Source organism: Pseudomonas sp. 22490 (assembly GCF_052044465.1).
Lineage (GTDB): Bacteria > Pseudomonadota > Gammaproteobacteria > Pseudomonadales > Pseudomonadaceae > Pseudomonas > Pseudomonas aeruginosa.
Genome location: NZ_JBQENS010000013.1, coordinates 56598 through 77823, shown reverse-complemented (window position 1 = coordinate 77823; position 21226 = coordinate 56598). Strand labels below are relative to the sequence as shown.

The window sequence follows — 21226 nt, the reverse complement described above, 5'->3', positions numbered from 1 at the left end:
GCACCCATGGAAACGCTAGACCTGCTGGCCATGCGTGAAAGCTACACTCGCCAACGCATCCTGCTCTGCTTCAACGGACCGATCTCGCGCAGCCTGATCGAGGAGATAGGCCACGCGCTGCGCAACTACCTGCACGCCGAACAGGCCAAGCCGAGCGAAGCGATGGACGTCTTCGCGGTGTACATCGAGATGACCCAGAACATCCGCCACTACGCCAATCTCAAGGGCTACGGCGAACACGAGGCGGCGGCCACGGTAGCCATCGCCCGCAACGAGGACGGCCACTACGTGGTGTCCGCCGGCAACCTGGTGGAACGCGACGACGGCCAGAGCCTGGTGCGCAGCATCCAGGCCATCGCCAACCTCGACAAGGCCGCCCTCAAGGCCGCCTACAAGGAGCAGCTACGCCGCCCGCGCGACAGCGGCTGCGCCAGCGGAGCCGGTCTCGGCCTGCTGGACATCGCCCGCAAGTCCAGCGAACCACTGGCCGCATCGCTGAAGGAACAGCCCGACGGGCGCGCCTTCTTCAGCCTGCGCGCCGTGATCTGACCCCGTGTTTTAGGAAGAACACCATCATGAGTGACCTGCACATACCCGGCACCCAGTCCACGCCCGCCATCCAGGGCGACTGGCAGGCCGGACGCCTGTCCATGCAAGGCGATTCCTACCCGGAAAACTCCTATGAACTGTTCGGCCAGGTGATCGACTGGGTCGAGCGCTTCCTCGCCGACGGGCAGCGGCCGCTGGAACTGGACCTGCGCCTGCTGTACCTGAACACCAGTTCGATCAAGGCCATGATGGACATCCTCGACCTGCTCGAAGAGGCCCACCAGGGCGGTCGCCCGGTCAGCCTGCGCTGGCACTACGACCGGCGCAACGAACGGGTCGCCGAGCTGGCCGAGGAGTTCCGCGAGGACTGCAGCTTCCCCTTCGCCATCCAGGCCCACGACGAGTAGCCGACGATGAGCCGCGAACGCGAACTGGACGCCTGGATCGACGGCCTGCTGGCCGATCCGCAGTTCCACGGGCATCCGCTGCACCAGGCGCTGGCCCGCCTGCGCCAGCAATCGCTGGAGCAACTGGTGCGGCTGGAGCGCATCGCCCGGATCTCCGACGGTTTCCAGTCGATGGCGCGGGAGCAGAACCTGTCGCTGTCCGAGCGCTACCACAAGCAGCTGCGGCGCCTGGAAAAGGTGGCGCGGATCTCCGACCGCTACCAGCAGATGATGCGCGACCTCAACCTGGCGCTGAAGGAAGCCTCGATCCGCGACCCGCTGACCGGCCTGCCCAACCGACGCATGCTGCTGGAGCGCCTCAGGGAGGAGAACGAACGCTCCCAGCGCCACGGCCAGAGCTACGTGCTGGCAATGCTCGATGTGGACTTCTTCAAGCAGGTCAACGATACCTGGGGCCACGACAGCGGTGACCGGGTGCTGGTGGAAATCGCCCGGGCCATGGAGTCCGAGCTACGCGAATACGACCTCTGCGGCCGCTGGGGCGGCGAGGAATTCCTCCTGCTGCTGCCACAGACCCGCCTGCAGGACGCCGGCCCGGTACTCGAGCGGGTGCGCGACAGCGTACGGACCCTGGCGGTACGCGTCGGCACCGAGGCGCTGAGCGTCACCGCCAGCGTCGGCGTTACCGAACACCGCATCGGCGAAACCTATTCGCAGACCGTCAATCGCGCCGACGCCGCACTGCTCGACGCCAAGCGCAGCGGCCGCGACAAATGCGTGTTCGCCGCGCTCCCGCCGCTTCCTGCCCCTTCCCGCCCGGCTCCAGCGCGCTGAGCCTCCTCAGGCGTCCAGCCGCTGCAGCCGCACCTGGCCTCGGCTGAGGTCCACCAGCAGCGCCTGAAGCGCCTCGAAGCGCGCCACCGGCAACTCCAGGGTCAGGACGACGCCGTCGGCGCCGTAGTCTTCGGCCGCCACGCTGGCGCCCAGCGCCAGGCTGCGCGCCTTGAGCAGCGCGTGGTCGGCGAAGGCACAGGCGAAGCGCACCCGACAGCGCTCGACCAGCTCGCTGCGCGGCGCCTGCTGCAGGCACTTGGCCGCGCCGCCGCCATAGGCGCGGGCGAGGCCGCCGGTGCCGAGCTTGATGCCACCGAACCAGCGGCTGACCAGCACCGCCACGCAGTCCATGTCCTGTCCCTCGATGGCCGCCAGGATCGGCCGCCCGGCGCTGCCGCCGGGTTCGCCGTCGTCGCTGAAGCGGTACTGCGCGCCGCACTTCCAGGCCCAGCAGTTGTGTCCGGCGGAAGCGTCGCGGTGGGCGGCGATGAACGCCTGCGCCTCGTCCTCGTCGGCCACCGGCGCGGCGATGGTGTGGAAGCGGCTCTTGCGGATTTCCTCGCGGTATTCGGCGAGGCCTTGCAGGGTGCTCGGCATCGCGTTCAGGCCGCCGGCGGGGTCAGTCCGCAGCCCTTGAGGATGATCCGCACCAGGTTGTCGGCGGCGGCGGCGAAGTCCTGCCTGGACATGCGCTTGCGGCCGGTGACCAGGCCGATCTGGCTGGCGAAGTCGGCGTAGTGCTGGGTGCTGCCCCAGAGCAGGAAGATCAGGTGCACGGGATCCACCGGGTCCATCCGGCCGGCGGCGATCCAGGCCTCGAATACCGCGGCGCGGCCGCGGAACCAGCTGCGGTAGTCCTGGTTGAAATGCGCGGTGAGGCACTCGCCGCCGCTGATGATCTCCATGGCGAAGATCCGCGAGGCCAGCGGGTAGCGGCGGGAGAACTCCATCTTGGCGCGGATGTAGCGGGCCAGCGCCTCGGCCGGATCGTCGTCGACGCCGAGGGTGTTGAAGGTACTGTCCCAGAGTTCGAGGATGTTGCTCAGCACCGCCGTGTAGAGGCCCAGCTTGTTGCCGAAGTAGTAGTGCAGGTTGGCCTTGGGCAGGCCGACGTTCTGCGCGATGGTGTTCATGCTGGTGCCCTTGAAGCCGTGGCGGGCGAACTCCTCCTCGGCCGCGGCGAGGATCGCCTCCTCGTTCTTCTGGCGGATGCGCCCGGCCGGCTTGTCGCGGGCGGCCGGGTCGTGGGCGGGCACTGTCAGGGTCATGCGCAGGTTTCCATCGGCGTGATCCCCGCGTTGATACCCCAGCCCGGCCGCGGGACACAAGCCAGGCGCGGAAAAATTTGCAAACGCCCGTATCAACCCAGCGGCTTGCGCCAGCGCGCCAGGGCGCCGCCCTTCGCGCTGGCCTGCGCCGCTTCGGCAACGCGCTCCTCGGGCAGCAGCAGGTTGAGCAGGATGGCGGTGATGCCGCCGCTGGTGATCGCCGAGTCGAACAGGGTCTTCACCACCGCCGGCATCTGGTCGAGCAGGGTCGGCTGCGCGGCCACGCCGAGGCCGACGCCGAACGAGGCGGCGATGATCAGCACGCTGCGGCGGTCCATTGCGGTCTGGCCGAGAATGCGGATGCCGGCGGCGGCGACGCTGCCGAACATCACCAGGGTGGCGCCACCGAGCACCGGCTTGGGGATCTGCTGGAGGATCGCGCCGACCCAGGGGAACAGGCCGAGCGCCAGCAACACGCCGCCGATATAGATCCCGACGTGCCGGCTGGCCACCCCAGTGAGCTGGATCACCCCGTTGTTCTGCGCGAAGGTGGTGTTCGGGAAGGCGCTGAAGGTGGCTGCCAGCAGGCAACTGACGCCGTCGCCGAGCACCCCGCCGCGCAACCGCTGCAGGTACGCCGGTCCCTCCAGGGGCTGCCGCGAGAGCATGCAGTTGGCGGTCAGATCGCCGACTGTCTCGATGCTGCTGATCAGGTAGATCAGCGCCACCGGCAGGAAGGCCATCCAGTCGAAGGCGAAGCCGAAGCGGAACGGCTGCGGCAGGCTGACCAGCGGCAGCTCGGGCAACGCCCGCGGAACGAACAGGCCGGTCGCCCAGGCCGCCAGGGTACCCAGCGCCAGGCCGATGACGATGGCGGCCAGGCGCAGCCAGGGCAGGCGCGAGCGGTTCAGCAGGACGATGCTCAGCAGCACCAGCGCGCCCAGCGCGAGATTGGCCGGTGCGCCGAAGTCCGTGGCCCCGGCTCCGCCGCCGAGGTCGGTGATGCCGACCTTGATCAGGCTGACGCCGATCAGGGTGATGACGATGCCGGTGACCAGCGGCGTGATCACCCGGCGAAGATGGCCGAGGAAACGACTGAGGACGATCTGCACGAAGGCGCCGAAGAAGCACACGCCGAAGATCATCGCGAGGATCTCCTCGGGACCGCCGCCGCGCTGCTTCACCAGCATCCCGGCGGCCAGCACGGCGCCGAGGAAGGCGAAGCTGGTGCCTTGCAGGCAGATCATCCCGGCGCCGATGCCGAACGGCCGGCGCGCCTGGATCAGGGTGCCGGCGCCGGAAACCATCAGCGCCATGCTGATCAGGTACGGCAGGTGCTCGCCGAGGCCGAGCAGCGAGCCGATCACCAGCGGCGGAGTGACGATGCCGACGAAGCTGGCCAGCACGTGCTGTAGCGCGGCAAGGAAGGCGGGAAGCGGGCGCGGCCGGTCGTCGAGGCCGTAGATGAGGTCGTTGGGGCGTTGGTCTTCGCTATGCATCGGGCCGTCTCAAGTGGCGCTCCTCGGACAGGAGGAGGTTGCACGGCTTCTGCAAAAAGCTGTCCAGGTGATCAGCTTATTCCTGCCGCTCAGGCTGCAGGGCGCGCCCGGCGTGGGTCGAGCGAACAACGGGAGGCAAACGCAAGGACGACGAAGGCGACCGTCGCGCACCGTGCCGATGCACGGCGCGCAATGACGGGGCGCGCTGGCGGGGCCCGGCCGGTAGCCCCGCGCGACGGACTCAGAAGTGGTACTTGACCAGGAAGCTGGCGGTGTTCTGGTCGGTGGTGAAGTACTGCGAGTCCTTCACACCGTACTTGTCGGACCAGTAGTCGTACTCCAGGCCCACGTACAGGTGCTTAGGCTCGTAGCCGAGGGCCTTGCCCAGGTCGTACTTGACCTGTGGGTTGAAGTGCAGGTTGGCGTGATAGTCGCTCTGGTTGCGGCGGCTGGTGCTGGCGCTCTTGTTGTTGATCACCCAGTCCATGTAGCCGTCGATGAGGATGTCGGAGTTGCCCACCGGAATGGTGTAGGACCACACCGGGGTGATCTGCCAGGCGCCGGCGCGCACGCGGTTGCCGTCGGGCTTGCGGTAGTAGAAGTTGAGCTGGAAGTAGTCGAAGCCGGGGATCGCCAGGTCGAAGCCCGGGCCGAGCAGGTAGGCCTCGGTGTCGCCTTCGCCGAACTCGTAGGTGCCGGCCAGCAGCACGTCCTTCACCGGGCCGAAGGAGAGGTCCGCTCCGGTGAGCTTGCCGAAGCTCAGGCGCGGAGTGATCTCGCCGTAGTAGGTGTTCTTGCCGTTGCTGGCGTCTTCCTTGCCGTTGTAGTTGATCTGGTCGAAGAAGATGAACAGGTCGCCCCAGGTCCAGCCGCTGGCATGTTCCAGGGTGAAGGTCTGCTGGATCGGCGGGTTGATCTTGAAGTTCTTGCCGTAGAGGTAGGTCAGGCTCTCGTTGTGCCAGAGCAGCGGCCCCGAGTCGGTCTCGTGGGTCGGCGTCATGTCATGGTCTTCGGCGACAGCCTGGCCTGCGGCCAGTAGCCCCCCGGCTAGCATCACGGTGGCGAGTGTGCGGCTCATTGAAACGCTCCTGGAGTGAATAGCTTTTCTTCTAGTGGGCGAACCTGTCCGAGCGGTCAGGCCTCGCCATGGATAGCAAGAACGAAGCCAAGACGGCGCGGGCGCTTCGCCGGGTTTCCTGCGGCGAAGGGAACGCCTGTTTTTTCAGTGTTTTGGACAAAGGCGGCGAAATGCCTCCAACCTCTCTACGACGGCAAAAACCTGACCCCAAGGACAGTTTTTGCCTTGCACTGGTGCGTGGTCGGGAGAGGCGTGCTCGACTTTGGGTTGGCAGCGCGAAGAAAACTGGATACACAAAAACGATTTGTGACAAAAAGAATCAGCAGACTTTTGTACACAAAACAGTGCGTGGTCTTTCTACACATTACCGCCCCGGCGTTCGGGCGAGAAGCGGCGCGGATGATGCCAGAGACGGCGGGCGGAATTCATCCCCGAATGGGGTTTTTCGTCGGGTTTCAGGACGCCCGGACGTAAATTCGCCAGGGCCTGGGAGACTCCGGTGGCATGACATCCAGAAGGCGCTCTCGATGTTGCGTAGCGGAGCGCGCTCGAGTACGGGTCGCCTGGCAGCCTATGCCTGCCGGGTCTTCTTGCTTCGTCATCCGCAGGGTGGATACGCCTTGGGCATTATACGCCGGACAGGTCTCCCCGCCTCACCCACATGGGTCCCCTCACCACACCGCGATCTGCGAATCGGTGCGCGGCTCGGTGCCGCCACAGAGCACGCCGCTGGCCGGGTCGCGCAGGACGATCTGGCCGCGCCCGTAGCTGGTCGAGTCGTAGGCGATCTCCACCTGGTGCCCACGCTGCGCCAGCTCCGCCGCCAGCGCGCGCGGCGCGGCATGTTCGATGCCGACGCGCAGCCCGCCCAGCCACTGCCAGCGCGGCGCGTCGAGGGCAGCCTGGGGGTTGAGGCCGAAGTCCACCAGGTTCATCACCATCTGCACGTGGCCCTGCGGCTGCATATAGGCGCCCATCACGCCGAACGGGCCGAGCGGCACGCCGTCCTTGCTGAGGAAACCGGGAATGATGGTGTGGAAGGTCTGCTTGCCCGGCTCCAGGCAATTCACGTGGTCCGGATCGAGGCTGAACTCGGCGCCGCGGTTCTGCAAGGCGATGCCGGTGCCGGGCACCACCACGCCGGAGCCGAAGCCGTGGTAGTTGCTCTGGATGAACGAGACCAGGTTGCCCTCCTCGTCGCCACAGGCCAGGTACACCGTGCCGCCCGGCCTCGGCTGGCCGGGGCTGGGATCGAGCGCGCGCTCGCCGATCAGCGCACGGCGGCTGGCGGCGTAGTCCTCGTGCAGCAGTTCCTCGACCGAGACCCGCATCGACTGCGGCTGGCTGATGTAGTGCAGCCCGTCGACGTACGCCAGCTTCATCGCCTCCAGTTGGCGATGCCAGGTCCGCGCGCAGTCGCGCTCGCCGAATTCGAAGCCCTTGAGGATGTTCAGGGTCATCAGGGCGATCAGGCCCTGGCCGCTCGGCGGAATCTCCCAGACGTCATAGCCACGGTAGTTCAGCGAGATCGGTTCGACCCACTTCGCCTGGTAGCCGGCCAGGTCCTCCGCGCGCAGGTAGCCGCCGCTGCGCTCGGCGTGGCCGACGATGGCCCTGGCCAGCTCGCCGCGATAGAAGCTTTCGCACTGGCTGCGCGCCAGCTCGTCCAGGGTGTCGGCCTGGCCCGGCTGGCGGAACACCTCGCCGGCGCGCGGCGCCCGGCCGTCGATGAGGAACTCGTCGAACCAGGCCCGCAGCTCGGGCCGCTGCGGCAACGCCGCGCGGAACTTGTCCAGGCCGCTCTGCCACAGGCGGGCGATCACCGGCGAGACCGGAAAGCCATCGCGAGCCAGCTCGATCGCCGGCCGCAGCAGTTGTTCGAACGGCAATTTGCCGAAGCGCCGCGACAGTTCGCCCCAGGCCGCCGGACAGCCCGGCACGGTGACCGGCGTCCAGCCGTACAGCGGCATCCGCTCGTGGCCGGCGGCGCGCACCCGCTCGCGATCGAGCAGGCCCGGCGCGCGCCCGCTGGCGTCCAGGCCGTGCAGGCGTCCGCGGGTCCAGACCAGGGCGAAGGCATCGCCGCCAATCCCGCAGCCGGTCGGCTCGACCACCGTCAGCGCGGCGGCGGTGGCGATCGCCGCGTCGATGGCATTGCCGCCACGGCGCAATATCTCCAGCCCGACCTGCGCCGCCTGCGGCTGCGAGGTGGCGACCATGCCGCGGCGGGCATGGACCGGCGAACGTTGCGAGGCGTAGGGAAGCGCGTGGGCGGAGAAGTCGAGCATCGGCGTGGGCTCCGGGAAACTTGAGGCGGCAGGTTAGCCCTGCCAGACTCTGCCGACTAGCGACACGACGCCAAGTCATGACGATGAACGGACAGCCTGCGGAACTGCACCGCCCGATTCCCACCCTCGCCCGCCTGCCACGGCCGGTCTACGCGCGCGCCGAAAGCCTGCGCGCCGGCTCCTGGACCTCGCGCCACCGGCACGCCTGGGTACAGCTTTCCTACGCCATCAGCGGCGTGCTCGGCGTACATACCGCCGAGGGCAGCTTCTTCGCCCCGCCGCAGCGGGCGATCTGGATTCCGGCGCAGCTGGAACACGAGGTGGTCACCTCCACCCGCGCCGAGATGCGCAGCCTGTACATCCGTGGCGACGCCTGCGCCTGGGCGCCGACGCGTTGCCGGGTGCTGGAGGTGACGCCGCTGGCGCGCGAGCTGATCAAGAGTTTCTGCGAGTTGCCGGTGGACTACCCGGAGGGCGACAGCGCCGAATCGCGGCTGGTGCAGGTGCTGCTGGACCAGTTGCGGCTGCTGCCGGAGGTCGCCTTCTCCCTGCCGATGCCGCGCGAGCCGCGCCTGCTGCGGCTGTGCCAGGCACTGATCGACGAACCGACCCAGAGCCTGACCATGGGCGACTGGGCGCAGCGCCTGGGCACCTCGGAAAAGACCCTGTCGCGCCTGTTCCAGCGCGAGACCGGGATGAACTACCGGCTCTGGCGCCAACGCCAGCGCCTGCTCGCCTCGCTCAACGCGCTGGAGGCCGGCGACAGCGTCACCGGCGCCGCCCTGGACAGCGGCTACGACTCGACCTCGGCCTACATCGCCGCCTTCAAGGGACTCTTCGGCTTCACTCCCGGCGAACTGTTCCGCCAGCGCTGAGCCCGGCGAAGGGCCCAGCGCGCGGGGCTCAGAACACGTCGATGGGATAGTCGACGATCACCCGGTATTCGTCGATGTCGTTGTCCACCGCGCTGTAGCCGCCGGTGCCGCGGTGGGTGGCCCAGCGCAGGCGCAGCGAGAGGTCCTTGGCCGGACCGCCCTGAACCACGTACTGCAGGTCGAGGTCGCGTTCCCAGTGCTTGGCGTTCTTGCCGTCGGCGCTGTACCAGCCGCCGTAGCCGGGGCTGTCCGGATCGACCCGGGTCAGGTCCAGCTTGCCGCGCGAGTACGAGGCCGAGGCGCTCAGGCCGGGTAGGCCGAGGGCGACGAAGTCGTAGTCGTATTGCAGCTTCCAGGACTTCTCGTTGGGACCGTTGAAGTCGGAATACTGCTGCGAGTTGTCGAGGAAGATGCTGTCGCCCTGGTTGATGTAGTCGAACGGCGTGTTGCCGTTGACCTTCTGCAGCACCGCGGTGACGGTGTGCTGCCTGTAGCCGACCGCGAAATGCAGGCTGTAGGTGTTGTTGTCGATCCGGCCGAGCAACGAGTCGCCGCTGTCGACGGTCTTGTAGTAGTGCGCGCCGGGGTTCAGCGACCAGTTGTCGTCGATCTCGTAGGTGTAGTCGACGTCGGCGTAGTACTGCTTCCAGACGTTCTGCAGTTCGGCGGCGTACAGGCTGCTGGTGAAGCCCTCGATGCCGCCCCAGGTGCCGCCCAGCCAGCTGAGATGATGGCTGTCGCGGTCGCCCGGCAGTTCGCCGTAGTACGAGCCGAGGCGACGGTGGCCACTCTGGTTGTAGTACTTGGTGAAACTGACCTGGCCAGCCGTGAGGGTCAGGTCCTCGAAACTGTTGTTGGTCAGGCTCACACCGCGGAAGGTCTGCGGCAGCATGCGCGACTCGCCGCCGGCGACCACCGGGTTGCTGAGGAACTGGTCGCCCAGCTTCAGCTCGGTGTCGAAGGCGCGGATCTTCAACGCCGCCCCGCCACTGGAGAACTCATCGGGCGCCTTGCCGGATTCGTAGCCTTCCTTGCTCGGCGCGGTGATCGGCAGGATGCTGGTGCCGCCGGTACCGCCGCCGCCGTCGAGCTTCAGCCCGAGCATGCCGTAGGCGTCGACGCCGAAGCCGACCACGCCGGGCGTGTAGCCGGACTGAAAGGTGGCGATGAAGCCTTGCGCCCATTCCTTGCTGTCGTGCCCGGAAGCGTGCCGGCGGTCATGGTTGAAGTAGTAGTTGCGGGTCAGCAATTGGAGGCTGGAGCCTTCGATGAAGCCTTCTTTGGCTTCCCCCTCATCGGCCCAGGCGGCGGACGCGGTGCACAGCGCCAGCGCCATCGGCGTCAAGGCGAACAGATTCCTCATTGCGGTTGCTCCTTCTTACAGCGTGGTGAAATCCGGCAAGGCCGGAAAGCGTGTTGTGGTGTCGTTCCCGGCGACGCTTCTGCTGGCGTCGCGCGGGCGATCGCTCCCATGGGGCGCCCAGCCGGGCGCAACCCGAAAAAAAAGGCCGCTGGTATCAGCGGCCTTGAGAAGACGTCGAATAGGAGCAATCAAAGTTCGGCGTCGGGAAGTCTTGCCAGTGTATTTCCGGACACTGGAAACCGGCTGGAACGCAGTCGGACTCTTCTATTGAAAGTCTCTTCGACTCATCGGGCTTTAGGCTTTCCACGTCCCGCTCTTGCATGGCGAGATCGATGAAGACAGAACGAATATCGTCGACAGCCAGCGACAATTATCCATTGAGCTGGCGCGATTATATTTTTTTGCCTCTATCGGAAAAACCCGATATCCAACGAAAGTCTTTTACATATTCTGCAAGAATTGTCCGAACGGTCAGGAAGGCAAAAAAAACGCCGCATATCATATGCGGCGCAAGGACAGGGTACCCAGGCTCACGCTTCCCGAGTACCCGGGGGAAGCCATGGCGCGGCTGGCGCCATGCGCTAGATCAGGAGTCGCTGCGGGCCCCGGCCTGCGCGGCGGAGGCGGAAAGTTCCTGCTGGTGCTCGATGGCCTGCTGGTTGGCGTCGACCATGCGGTTGGTCATCAGCGAGGACTCTTCGGCGAAACCGGCCTGGGAAAATGCGAGGGAAAACAAACTGAGTATGGCGGCAGCAAGGATCTGGCGATTCATGGCGGGTCTCCGATGACACCCTGTTCACTTGGGACAGGCGCCATATTAGTTAACCGCCATGCTCGGAAAAATAGCCAAACAGACGAGAGAGTATTACCTCAATAACAACAATCCTTCACTGTGCCCAGTAACTTGAACTTTGCATGGTAGTTTCGTCGCGGGCGAATGCCTGGGGAAGTTCCTGTTGCAACAGATCGACCCAGGTGCGGATCTTCGCGTCCAGGTAACGCCGCGAGGGATACAGCGCATAGATGGTCCGCTGGTGCATGGCATGGCCGGGCAACACCCGTAGCAGCTCGCCGTTGCGCAGCGCCGCGGCCGCCACGTAGCTGGGCAGCAGGGCGATGCCGAGGTCGGCCTTGGCCGCCTGGGCCATGACCTCGGCGACATTGACCATGAAGGTGTTCTGCGGGCTGACGGTGCGCTCGCCCTGCTCGTCGGCGAAAATCCAGCCCTCCGGGTAGGCCGGGTCCTGCAGGCGCAGGCAGACGTGGCGCTCCAGGTCGTCCACCGAGCGTGGCACGCCGTGCTGCTGCAGGTAGCCGGGACTGGCGCAGAGCACGCTGTGGATGCTGCCCAGGCGCTGGGCGACGAACTCCGAGTCGGGCAACTGGCGCTCGCCGGTGATCAGCACGTCCTGGCCTTCCTCGAGCATGTCCGGGTTGCGCTGGGACAGGGTCAGCTCGATCACCACGTCGGGGAACAGTGCGCCGTAGCGGGCGATCATCGGCACCAGGTGATGCTGGCCCATGCCCATCAGCGACTGCACGCGCAAGCGGCCGCAGGGGCGGATGTGCGCGCCGGCGGCTTCGGCCTCGGCGACCTCGATGTCCTCGAGGATCCCGCGGCACCGTTCCAGGTAACGCTCGCCGGCTTCGGTCAGGGCCAGGCGCCGGGTGGTGCGGTGCAGCAGGCGCGTCTGCAGGTGCGCCTCCAGGTCGGAGATCAGCCGCGATACCTGCGCGGTGGACAGGTCCAGGGCCTGGGCGGCGGAAGTGAAGCTGCCGCTGTCCACCACCCTGGCGAACACGCGCATGCCTTGCAATGTGTCCACTATTACCTCGGTTGCAAAACAGATTCGTAAATTGGTCGGATTTTCCCTGACGCCGGGCTGCCTATACTGGCCGCCGTCGCCGTAGCAACGCCGGGCATACCCTGCCCGGCGTCGGGGCGGATGGCCCACCCGCCGTCCGCTCTCCTTCCCCCCGCACAGACTCTGCTACGGCGGCGCCCCCTTCCCCTTACGCCGCGCTCAGCGTCCCGGTTCCGGAATCCGGTACCAGGCGACGTACAGCGCCGGCAGGAAGATCAGCGTGAGCAGCGTGGCGGCGACGATGCCGCCGATCATCGCATAGGCCATCGGCCCCCAGAACACTTCGCGGGCGATGGGGATCATCCCCAGGCTGGCCGCCGCCGCCGTCAGCAGGATCGGCCGGGTGCGGTGGTGGGTGGCTTCCAGCACGGCTTCCCAGGGCGTCTTGCCGTCTTTCTCGAAGGCATCGATCTGGGTCACCAGGATCACCGAGTTGCGGATGATGATGCCGATCAGCGCGAGAATCCCGAGGATCGCCACGAAGCCCATCGGCGTGCCGGTCGGCAGCAACGCCGCGACCACCCCGATCAGCCCCAGCGGCGCGACGCTGGCCACCAGGAACAGCTTCTGCACGCTCTGCAACTGGATCATCAGGAAGGTCGCCATGAGGAACAGCATCAGCGGCACCACCTTGGCGATCGGGCCCTCGGCCTTGCCGCTCTCCTCCACCGTGCCGCCCACTTCGATCCGGTAGTTCGCCGGCAGGCCGTCGGCGAAGCGCTTGACCTCCGGCGCCAGCCGGGCGACCAGGTCGGTGGGCTGGATCTCGCCGCGCAGCGACGCCTTCACCGTGATCGTCGGCTTGCGGTCGCGGCGCCACACCAGCGGCTGCTCCAGCTCGTAGCTGACCTTGGCGAACGCCTTGAGCGGGATCGAGGTGCCGCTGGGCGTGACGATCTGCAGGCTCTCCAGGGTCTCCAGCGAGCCGCGCTCGCTATCCTCGGCGCGGCCGATGACGTTCACCAGGTAGATGTCGTCGCGCACCTGGGTCACCGCGCTGCCGGTCACCACGCTGTTCATGATCTGCGCCACGTCCTCGGAGGAAAGCCCGAGCTGGCGCGCCTTGTCCTGGGCGATGTCGATCTTGAGCATCTTCCCGGGCTCGTTCCAGTCGTAGACGATATCGCCGATGTTCGGGTTGCCGTCGAGCACGCCGGCCAGGCCCATGGCGTACTCGCGGACCTTGTCGATCTGCGGTCCGCTGACCCGGTACTGGATCGGCCGTCCCACCGGCGGCCCCATCTCCAGCGGCTGCACGTAGGTGCTGATGCCGACGTAGTCCTTGCGCAAGCGATCGCGCAGGCGTGCGGCGACGCGCTCGCGGGCCTCTAGGTCCTTGGTGACGATCACCAGTTGGCCATAGAAGTTGTTCTGCAACTGCTGGTCCAGCGGCAGGTAGAAGCGGATCGCGCCTTCGCCGACGTAGGCGCTCCAGTGGTCGATGTCCTCGTCGTCCTTCAGCGTCGCTTCCAGGCGGTCCATCACCGCCCTGGTCTCGTGGATGCTGCTGTTCTGCGGCAGGTTGAGGTCGACCAGCAGTTCCGGACGGTCGGAAGACGGGAAGAACTGGTGCTGGACGAACTTCATCAGGAACAGCGACACGCCGAACAGCAGCGCGGTGAGGAAGATGGTCGTCCAGCGCCGGCGCATCGCCAGGTGCAGCAGGCTGTCGAAACGCTCGGCGATGCGGCCCTTCTTCTGCTCCGACTTGTGCTTGAGAGTCTTCGGCAGGATGTGCACGGCGATCACCGGGGCGAACAGCACCGCGACGATCCACGACAGCAGCAGCGCCACGGCGATCACTGCGAACAGGGTGAAGGTGTACTCGCCAGCGGAGCTGGCGTTGAGCCCGATGGGTACGAAGCCGGCCACCGTCACCAGGGTCCCGGTGAGCATCGGGAAGGCCGTCGAGGTGTAGGCGTAGGTCGCCGAGTCGTGTAGCGAGTCGCCCAGTTCGAGGCGCGTGATCATCATCTCCACGGTGATCATGGCATCGTCCACCAGCAGGCCGAGGGCGATGATCAGCGCGCCGAGGGAAACCCGCTGCATGGTGATGTCGGTGTATTCCATGAACACGAAGACCATCGCCAGCACCAGCGGGATCGAGCAGGCCACCACCAGCCCGGCGCGCAGGCCGAGGCTGACGAAGCTGACGATGAGGACGATCACCACCGCCTCGAACAGCGCCCGGGTGAAACCGCCGACCGCCTTCTTCACCACCTGGGCCTGGTTCGACACCTGGTGCACGCCGACGCCAACCGGCAGTTCGCCGGTGATCTCCTGCATGCGCGCATTGAGCGCCTCGCCGAACTCGAGGATATTGCCGCCCTCCTTCATCGCCACCGCCAGGCCGATGGCCGGCTCGCCCTTGTAGCGGAACAGCGAGGTCGGCGGGTCGACGAAATCGCGGCTGATGCTGGCCAGGTCGGACAGCCGGTAGAAACGATCGTTGACCCGCAGGTTGACCGCCTGCAGGTCCTTTTCCGAACGGAAGTTGCCGGAGGTGCGCACCGAGATGCGCTCGGGGCCGGCCTCGACCACGCCCGACGGGGTCACCGCGTTCTGCGCCTGCAGGCTCTGCACGACCTGGCGCTGGTCGAGACCGAGGGCGGCCAGCTTGCGGGTAGAGAAGTTGAGGTAGATGACCTCGTTCTGCGCACCGATCATCTGCACCTTGCCCAGGTCTTTCACCGAGCGGATGTCCAGGCGCACCTTCTCCACGTAGTCGCGCAGCTGGCGGAAGTCCAGGCCGTCGGCGGTGAAGGCGTAGACGCTGCCGAACACGTCGCCGAACTCGTCGTTGAAACCCGGTCCCTGGATGCCCTGGGGGAATTCGCCCTGGATGTCGGATATCTTCTTGCGCACCTGGTACCAGATATCCGGGATGTCGCCGGCCTTGGTGGTGTCCTTGAGGTAGACGAAGACCGTCGATTCGCCGGGTCGCGTGTAGCTCTTCACGTAATCCAGCGAGTCCAGCTCCTCGAGCTTCTTCTCGATGCGGTCGGTGACCTGCTCCAGGGTGTCGTCCACCGTGGCGCCCGGCCAGCGGGTCTGGATGACCATGGTCTTGATGGCGAACGAGGGATCCTCCTCGCGCCCCAGGTTGAGGTAGGAGAACACGCCCATCACCAGCGATACCGCCATCAGGTACCAGACCAGGGACTGGTGGCGCAGGGCCCAGTCCGACAGGTTGAAACCGCCCTTCATCGCGCATCCTCGTCGAGTTTGATCTTCTGGCCGGGCTTGAGGCTGTTGACTCCGGCGCGGACCACCCGGTCGCCGTCGGCCAGGCCCTGTCCGATCACCACCTGGCGTTCGTCGCGGCTGAGCACCTGTACCTCGCGCAGGGCCACGCTGGACTGTTTCCCATCGACGACCCAGACCTGGGTCTTGCCGTCGCGCTCCAGCAGCACGCTGGCCGGCAGCACGCTGCGCACGCTACCGGCGCTGCTCAGCTGGACCTGGATGGTCGAACCGAGGCGAAACGCCTCCGGCGTCTGCGCCAGGCTCAGGCGCACGCGACGGGTGCGGGTCGAGGCGTCGGCCTGCGGACCCAGCTCGCGGATGCTGCCGGTGGTCCTGGCCTGCGGGTCGAGCTGGGCGCTGACCAGGAAGCGCGCGTCGGCCGGCAGGCTCTCGGCGACCTCGGTGGGCAGGTCGAAGACCGCCTCGCGCACTTCGGGCCGGGCCAGGGTGACCACCGCCTGGCCGGCGCTGACCACTTGCCCGGCCTCGGCGTGCCAGGTGGTGATGACGCCGTCGAAATCGGTCACCAGGCGCGTGTAGGAAAGCTGGTCCCTGGCCTGCTGCACCGCCGCTTTGGCCTGGTCGAAGCTGGCCTGGCTGGTCTTCAGGCGGGTCCGCGCATCGTCCAGGCGCGCCTGGGCGGTGACGCTGCGGGCGAACAGTTCTTCCTGGCGCCGGGCATTGGCCTGGGCGTCGATCAACTGTGCCTCGGCGCTGGCCAGGTCGCCCTGGCTGGCGCGCAACTGGTTCTGCTGGTCGGTGGGGTCGAGGGTCGCCAGCAGCGCGCCCTTGCCGACGAAGTCACCGACGTCGAACAGGCGCGAGGCGATCCGTCCGTTGGTGCGGAAGCCGAGCACGCTCTCGTAGCGCGCCTGGATGCTCCCGGCGAAGCGACCGAGGTCGTCGTTCTTCAGGGTCTTCACGGTCACCGTCAGCACCGGCCGCGGCGGTGCCGGCTGCGGCTCGTCGCCGCAGCCGGAGAGGAGCAGGGCGAAGCCGAACAGGCCGGCGAGGGAAAACGGCTTCATGGCTGGCCTCCGCCCACGGCGTCGCGGCTGGCGGTGCTCTGGGTCGGCTGCGGCGGCTGGGCCACCTCGACCACCTGGCCCGGATGGAGCAGTTGACCGCCCACCGTGACCACCGTCTGGCCCGCCTCCAGGCCACCGTCGATGACCACCTTCTCGCTGGCGTAGCGTGCCACCCGCACCGGTTGCAGACGCGCCTTGCCTTGCTGGTCGAGCAACCAGACCGCCGGCTGCTCGCCGACCTTGGACAGCGCCGACCAGGGCAGCACCACGCTGTGCTCGGCCGGCGCGGCGACGCTGGCGTTGACCACGCTGCCGAGGCTCATTTCCGCCGGCACCGAGTCGAGGCCGACCTTGACCTTCAGCGTACCGCTGCGCTCGTCCACCGTCGGGGTGATCTCGCGGACCTTGCCGCTGGCGGTGACTTCCGGCTTGCCGAGCAGGCTGACGGTGATCCGCTGGCCGTCGACATCGTGACTGAACAACGACTCGTAGACGTTGAACACCGCGTCGCGCTCGCCGTCGCGGGCCAGGGTGAAGATCGGCACGGTGGCCTGCACCACCTGGCCGACCTCGGCCTGGCGGGCGGTGATGACCCCGGCGTCGGAGGCACGCAGCTCGGTATAGGAAAGCAGGTCGCGAGCGTTGGCCAACTGCGCCTGGGCGGCCTTCAGCGAACTCTGCGCGCTGCGCACCGAGGCCAGCGCCTGGTCGTACTCGCTCTGGCTGGTGTAGCCCTTGGGCAGCAGCGCCTTCTGCCGCTGGTAGTTGAGGTCGGCGAGCTTCGACTGCGCCTGCTGCGCAGCGACCGCCGCCTGGGCGTTCTCCACGTTGCTGCGCTGGTCCTGCGGGTCGAGCCGCGCCAGCACCTGGCCAGCCGCGACGTGGTCGCCGACATCGACCAGGCGCTCGACGATCTTGCCGCCGACACGGAACGACTGGTCGGCCTGTACCCGTGCCTGGATGTCGCCGGTGATCGAGGTGGCCGAGGCGAACTCGGCCATCTTCACCGTCTGCGCCAGCACACGGACGTGTTCCTCGGCGGGCGGCTCGGCGCCGCAACCGACAAGCAGGCCGGCGCACAGGATGGCGGGCAGCGCCATCCGCGACCAGCGACCTTTGGAATGAAAAGCGCCTCTGGCGTCTGACATGCCTTCCCCTTCGCGATCCATACAGATACCGGCCGATCCGGCCGGAAACTCCCAGAATTGGCAGGGATTCTAGCCGCGTCCCCAAGGATTGCGACTATCAGATGGAAGCGGGGGTTCCTTTTCCAAACTTGTGGAGGGGATCGCCTCCGGCGTCAGGTGAACAGGCGCGCGCTCAGCTCGCGGCTGGCCTCCAGCAGCAACGGCAGGAAACGGCTTTCCAGTTCGGCGCGGGAGACCCGCCCGGCATGGGTGCCGACGTTCAGCGCGGCGAGCACATGGCCGGCGGAGTCGCGTACCGGCACCGCCAGCGAGCGCAGGCCGACTTCCAGCTCCTGGTCGACGATGCACCAGCCCTGGCGACGAATCTCCACCAGGCACGGCAGCAGGGTCTCGGGGGTATACAGGGTACGGCTGGTCTTGGCCTGCATCTCCACTCCGCCGAAGTAGGCGTGCAGCGCGTCGTCGTCCAGCGCGGCGAGGAGGATGCGGCCCATCGAGGTGCAATAGGCGGGCAGCCGGCTGCCGACGTTGAGGTCCACCGAAATCAGCCGCTGGGGAGTGGCCGAACGGGCGATGTAGAGCACGTCGTCGCCCTCCAGGGTGGCCATCGAACAGGCTTCGTGGAGCTGTTCGCTGAGGCGGTCGAGGATCGGCTGCGCAGTGATCGCCAGCGGCGTCGACGACAGGTAGGCGTGGCCGAGGGTGAGCACCTTCGGCAACAGCGAGTAGGTGCGCCCGTCGGTGGTGGCGTAGCCAAGCTGCATCAGCGTGTGCAGGCAGCGACGCACGGCGGCGCGGGGTATCTCGGTGCGGTGGCTGATCTGGGCGATGGTCAGGTGCCGCTTGCGCTCCTGGAACGCATGGATCACCGCCAGGCCACGGGCCAGCGAGGTCATGAAGTTGGGATCGCCGGTGAAGGCCTCGATGCGCTTGGCCGGCGAAAGGACGGTCGGCGGCGCCAGGGTGGCGGGGTGTTCCGGGAGTTCGCTCATGGACGTTCGGGCTCGGGTCACGGAAAGGCTCGCCGATTATCGGACACTCGTTCGATCATCGCAATTGACCGGAGCGCCTCCGACTGTAGTACTGTCGGGGCTACCCATCGCCCTCCGGGAGTAATGTCAGGTACCCATCGGCGGGTTCTGGGTACGCCCTTGCCGCTCCGGCAAGGGCGCCCTTCCTTCCCGCGCGATCGATGCGCCTAGAAGTCAAAGAACACCGTCTCGTTGTCGCCCTGGATGCGGATGTCGAAACGGTAGGCGAGCTGTCCGTCCACTTCGCAGCGCCGCGCGAGCAGGGTGTCGCGACGCGGCGCCTGCTCGATCAGGTTGAGCACCGGACAGGCGGCGTTGGCCTCGGTCTCGTCATCGAAGTACAGCCGGGTCTGCAAGTGGATGTTGATGCCGCGGGCGAACAGCGAGACGTTGATGTGCGGCGCCATCGGCACGCCCTGGGCGTTACGCACCACCCCCGGCTTGACCGTGTGCAGGGTCCACTCGCCGGCATCGAAGGTGGTGGCGGTGCGGCCGAAGCTGTTGAACGGTCGCTCCGGATCGTAGCGCTCCTGGTAGCGGCCTTCGCTGTCGGCCTGCCAGAACTCCAGGAACGAGTCGCGCACCAGGTGGCCGTTGCCGTCGTAGACGTGGCCGAGCAGGAGGATGTGCTGGCCCGGCGCGTCTTCGCGGGCCATGCGGTTCCAGATCTCCAGGTCACGGGTCGGGTTGCCGGCGGCGGCCAGCGCCAGGCCGATGTGGACATAGGGACCGGCGGTCTGGGAAGGGGTTTCCCGCAGCAGTTCGTGGCTCATGGTCGGCTCCTCAGGCGTTCTCGAAGAAGGTCTTGCGCTGCCCGCGCAGGACGATGTCGAAGCGGTAGGCCAGGCAATCCATCGGGTTGGCCATGCTCATGTCGAGCCGGCCGATCAGGCTCTGCGCCGCCTCCGGGTCGGCAAGGGTGCGGATGATCGGGCACTTGGGGATCAGCGGGTCGCCCTCGAAGTACATCTGGGTGACCAGCCGCGCGGCGATCGCCGGGCCGCTGACAGACACGTGGATGTGCGCCGGGCGCCAGTCGTTGGGGCCGTTGCGCCAGGGATAGGGCCCGGGCTTGATGGTGCGGAAGTAATAGTGGCCCTCGCTGTCGGTGAGGGTCCGGCCGACGCCGCCGAAGTTCGGGTCGAGCGGCGCCAGGTAGCGGTCGTTCTTGTGCCGGTAGCGCCCGCCGGCGTTGGCCTGCCACATCTCCACCAGGGTGTGCGGGACCGGCTTGCCGTACTGGTCGAAGACCCGGCCGAACATGATGATGCGCTCGCCCTGGGGCAGGCCGCCGTGGTCGAAGTTGAGCAGCAGGTCGTTGTCGTGGCGGCCGAGCCTGAGGTGGGAGAAGTCCGGCCCGCTGGTTTCCGAGAGCGATTGCGGGATGCTCACCAGCGCCTGGCTCGGCGAGCGCGGCACGGAGGTCTTGTAGTCGGGGGTCAAGGCTTTGGGGTGCCAGTTTCGGTCACGGATGACGAAACGACGGCTTTCGGCGTCGTGCATGTCGGGCTCCTGTTATTCGCGTTATCGGTCGCCAGGCTTGTGGATTCAGGCATGGAAAACGAAGTCTTGCGCAGGAGGCGGGACGGGGACAGTGAATTATCCGGCCCCATACATAACCATTTGGTTATGCTTTATCAGTGCAACTCGGCGGCCACCTCGCGCAACACCGCGCTGAACCATTGCGCCCCCAGCGGCAACGGCAAGGCCGCGTTGTGGCACAGCCCGACCGAACCGCCCGGTTCGCGGATACCCAGGTCCAGCTCGGCCAGCTCGCCGTTGCCGACGTCCAGGCGCACGGCATCGCGCGGCGCCACCCAGATCGCCTCGCTGCGCAACACATAGCTGCGGCTGAGGGTCGGCGAGAGGGTTTCCAGGCGCTGTCCGGCGAGCGCGATGCCCCACTGCACGAACAGGCTGTCGGCGTGGCGGCGGATGGTGGTGCCGGCCAGCGGCAGCACCAGTGGGAATTCGGCCAGCCGCTGCAGGTCGCCGAGGGGCGCGGCGAGCAAGGGGTGGCCGGGACGCACCACCAGCATCATCGACTCGCTGTACAGGTGCTCGAAGGTCAGGCCCTGGATGTCCGGGCTATCGGTCATCCGCCCGACCACCAGGTCCAGCTCGCCGACCTTCAGTTGCGCCAGCAGGTAGGCGCTGGGTCCGGTGGCGACGCTGACCACCAGCGCACCGTGGCGCCGGTGCAGGCGCCGGATCACCTCGGGCACCACCAGGCTCTCCACCGTCGACAGCACGCCGACCCGCACCGTCTCGACCTGCGCCTCGTGGCCGCGCAGGGTGTTCACCCCGTCGCGCAGGGCCTGCACGCAGGGGCCGGCATAGCGCAGGAAGGTCACGCCCGCCTCGGTCAGCTCGGCGCCGGCCTTGCTCCGTTCGAACAGGCGCGCGCCGAGGATTTCCTCCAGTTCCTTGAGGGTCTTGGAGATCGCCGGCTGCGACACCGCCACGGCATCCGCCGCCTTGGCGAAGCTGCGCTGGCGGGCGACTTCGAGGAAGCAGGCGAGGTGGCGGAACTTGATGCGGTTGTCGAGGTTCATGGGGCGGCCGTGGCGGCGAGTGGTGCGGGCATGGTACCCAACGGGCGGGTTGGGAACGAGGTGTGGCGTGCGGCGAGGTCGTGCCAGGCGGTTCTCCGCCTTCCTTTCCCCAAAGGGAGAAGGCACTGGATGGCGGAACGACTCACGCGCCGGGCAATCCCTTCCCTGGGGGAAGAAGGAACCGGATGGAGC

19 protein-coding genes are annotated in these 21226 nt (G+C 67.2%); 4 read left to right on the top strand and 15 right to left on the bottom strand.

Translation table 11 applies throughout. The features are described 5' to 3' along the window. The first annotated feature begins 6 nt into the window (after window positions 1–6). The 3 genes from siaB to siaD are packed head-to-tail and all read left to right on the top strand — an operon-like array spanning window position 7 to window position 1790. Window positions 7–549 (top strand): biofilm formation regulator kinase SiaB, encoded by a 543-nt coding sequence (siaB, locus tag ACTJJX_RS16375; protein WP_003083916.1) that lies wholly within the window; start codon window positions 7–9, stop codon window positions 547–549. A 26-nt stretch (window positions 550–575) separates the two neighbouring features. Next, window positions 576–956, top strand: coding sequence for a biofilm formation regulator SiaD modulator protein SiaC (gene siaC / locus ACTJJX_RS16370; RefSeq protein ID WP_003083913.1), 381 nt, complete (start codon window positions 576–578; stop codon window positions 954–956). A 6-nt stretch (window positions 957–962) separates the two neighbouring features. Continuing rightward, complete coding sequence (gene siaD, locus ACTJJX_RS16365; protein ID WP_003083910.1) at window positions 963–1790, top strand: biofilm formation regulator diguanylate cyclase SiaD; 828 nt, start codon at window positions 963–965, stop codon at window positions 1788–1790. 6 nt (window positions 1791–1796) lie between these two features. Here the strand turns inward: siaD and ACTJJX_RS16360 are convergent, their stop codons facing one another. The 5 genes from ACTJJX_RS16360 to ACTJJX_RS16340 all read right to left on the bottom strand — a co-directional run bounded on the left by ACTJJX_RS16360 (window position 1797) and on the right by ACTJJX_RS16340 (window position 7923). After that, complete coding sequence (locus ACTJJX_RS16360) at window positions 1797–2387, bottom strand: IMPACT family protein (RefSeq protein WP_003117224.1); 591 nt, start codon at window positions 2385–2387, stop codon at window positions 1797–1799. Between the two features lie 5 nt (window positions 2388–2392). Next, window positions 2393–3058: a TetR/AcrR family transcriptional regulator gene (locus ACTJJX_RS16355; protein WP_003083903.1), complete on the bottom strand. Its 666-nt coding sequence runs from the start codon at window positions 3056–3058 to the stop codon at window positions 2393–2395. Between the two features lie 92 nt (window positions 3059–3150). Continuing rightward, entirely contained in the window at window positions 3151–4557 is a 1407-nt protein-coding gene (locus ACTJJX_RS16350) for a uracil-xanthine permease family protein (RefSeq protein WP_003102211.1), read from the bottom strand. Between the two features lie 241 nt (window positions 4558–4798). Then, window positions 4799–5635: an outer membrane protein OmpK gene (locus ACTJJX_RS16345; protein ID WP_003102209.1), complete on the bottom strand. Its 837-nt coding sequence runs from the start codon at window positions 5633–5635 to the stop codon at window positions 4799–4801. A gap of 671 nt (window positions 5636–6306) precedes the next feature. Then, complete coding sequence (locus ACTJJX_RS16340; RefSeq protein WP_003102206.1) at window positions 6307–7923, bottom strand: gamma-glutamyltransferase family protein; 1617 nt, start codon at window positions 7921–7923, stop codon at window positions 6307–6309. Window positions 7924–8000: 77 nt separating this feature from the next. Here ACTJJX_RS16340 and ACTJJX_RS16335 point away from each other — a divergent pair, with 77 nt between their 5' ends. Further along, window positions 8001–8798 carry an AraC family transcriptional regulator gene (locus ACTJJX_RS16335; RefSeq protein WP_003083886.1) on the top strand — a complete coding sequence of 266 codons (798 nt, stop codon included), beginning with the start codon at window positions 8001–8003 and terminating at the stop codon, window positions 8796–8798. Between the two features lie 28 nt (window positions 8799–8826). Here the strand turns inward: ACTJJX_RS16335 and ACTJJX_RS16330 are convergent, their stop codons facing one another. The 10 genes from ACTJJX_RS16330 to pcaQ form a co-directional block, all read right to left on the bottom strand. Continuing rightward, complete coding sequence (locus tag ACTJJX_RS16330; RefSeq protein ID WP_003102204.1) at window positions 8827–10161, bottom strand: OprD family porin; 1335 nt, start codon at window positions 10159–10161, stop codon at window positions 8827–8829. Between the two features lie 586 nt (window positions 10162–10747). Continuing rightward, entirely contained in the window at window positions 10748–10933 is a 186-nt protein-coding gene (locus ACTJJX_RS16325) for a hypothetical protein (protein WP_003083879.1), read from the bottom strand. A 115-nt stretch (window positions 10934–11048) separates the two neighbouring features. Continuing rightward, entirely contained in the window at window positions 11049–11987 is a 939-nt protein-coding gene (locus ACTJJX_RS16320) for a LysR family transcriptional regulator (RefSeq protein ID WP_003121631.1), read from the bottom strand. Window positions 11988–12185: 198 nt separating this feature from the next. Continuing rightward, window positions 12186–15233, bottom strand: a complete 3048-nt coding sequence (gene triC, locus ACTJJX_RS16315; protein WP_003102199.1) for a triclosan efflux RND transporter permease subunit TriC — start codon at window positions 15231–15233, stop codon at window positions 12186–12188. Beyond that, window positions 15230–16300: a triclosan efflux RND transporter adaptor protein TriB gene (gene triB, locus ACTJJX_RS16310; RefSeq protein WP_003161029.1), complete on the bottom strand. Its 1071-nt coding sequence runs from the start codon at window positions 16298–16300 to the stop codon at window positions 15230–15232. Before triB ends, triC begins: the two co-directional genes overlap by 4 nt. After that, window positions 16297–17448 carry a triclosan efflux RND transporter adaptor protein TriA gene (gene triA / locus ACTJJX_RS16305; RefSeq protein WP_003118583.1) on the bottom strand — a complete coding sequence of 384 codons (1152 nt, stop codon included), beginning with the start codon at window positions 17446–17448 and terminating at the stop codon, window positions 16297–16299. Before triA ends, triB begins: the two co-directional genes overlap by 4 nt. A 152-nt stretch (window positions 17449–17600) precedes the next feature. After that, window positions 17601–18440, bottom strand: a complete 840-nt coding sequence (locus ACTJJX_RS16300) for an IclR family transcriptional regulator domain-containing protein (protein WP_003083866.1) — start codon at window positions 18438–18440, stop codon at window positions 17601–17603. Between the two features lie 206 nt (window positions 18441–18646). Continuing rightward, window positions 18647–19252: a protocatechuate 3,4-dioxygenase subunit alpha gene (pcaG, locus tag ACTJJX_RS16295; protein WP_003102189.1), complete on the bottom strand. Its 606-nt coding sequence runs from the start codon at window positions 19250–19252 to the stop codon at window positions 18647–18649. Window positions 19253–19262: 10 nt separating this feature from the next. Then, complete coding sequence (pcaH, locus tag ACTJJX_RS16290; RefSeq protein ID WP_003102187.1) at window positions 19263–19982, bottom strand: protocatechuate 3,4-dioxygenase subunit beta; 720 nt, start codon at window positions 19980–19982, stop codon at window positions 19263–19265. A gap of 134 nt (window positions 19983–20116) precedes the next feature. Next, window positions 20117–21034, bottom strand: a complete 918-nt coding sequence (gene pcaQ, locus ACTJJX_RS16285; RefSeq protein ID WP_003102186.1) for a pca operon transcription factor PcaQ — start codon at window positions 21032–21034, stop codon at window positions 20117–20119. Window positions 21035–21226 lie beyond the last annotated feature (192 nt).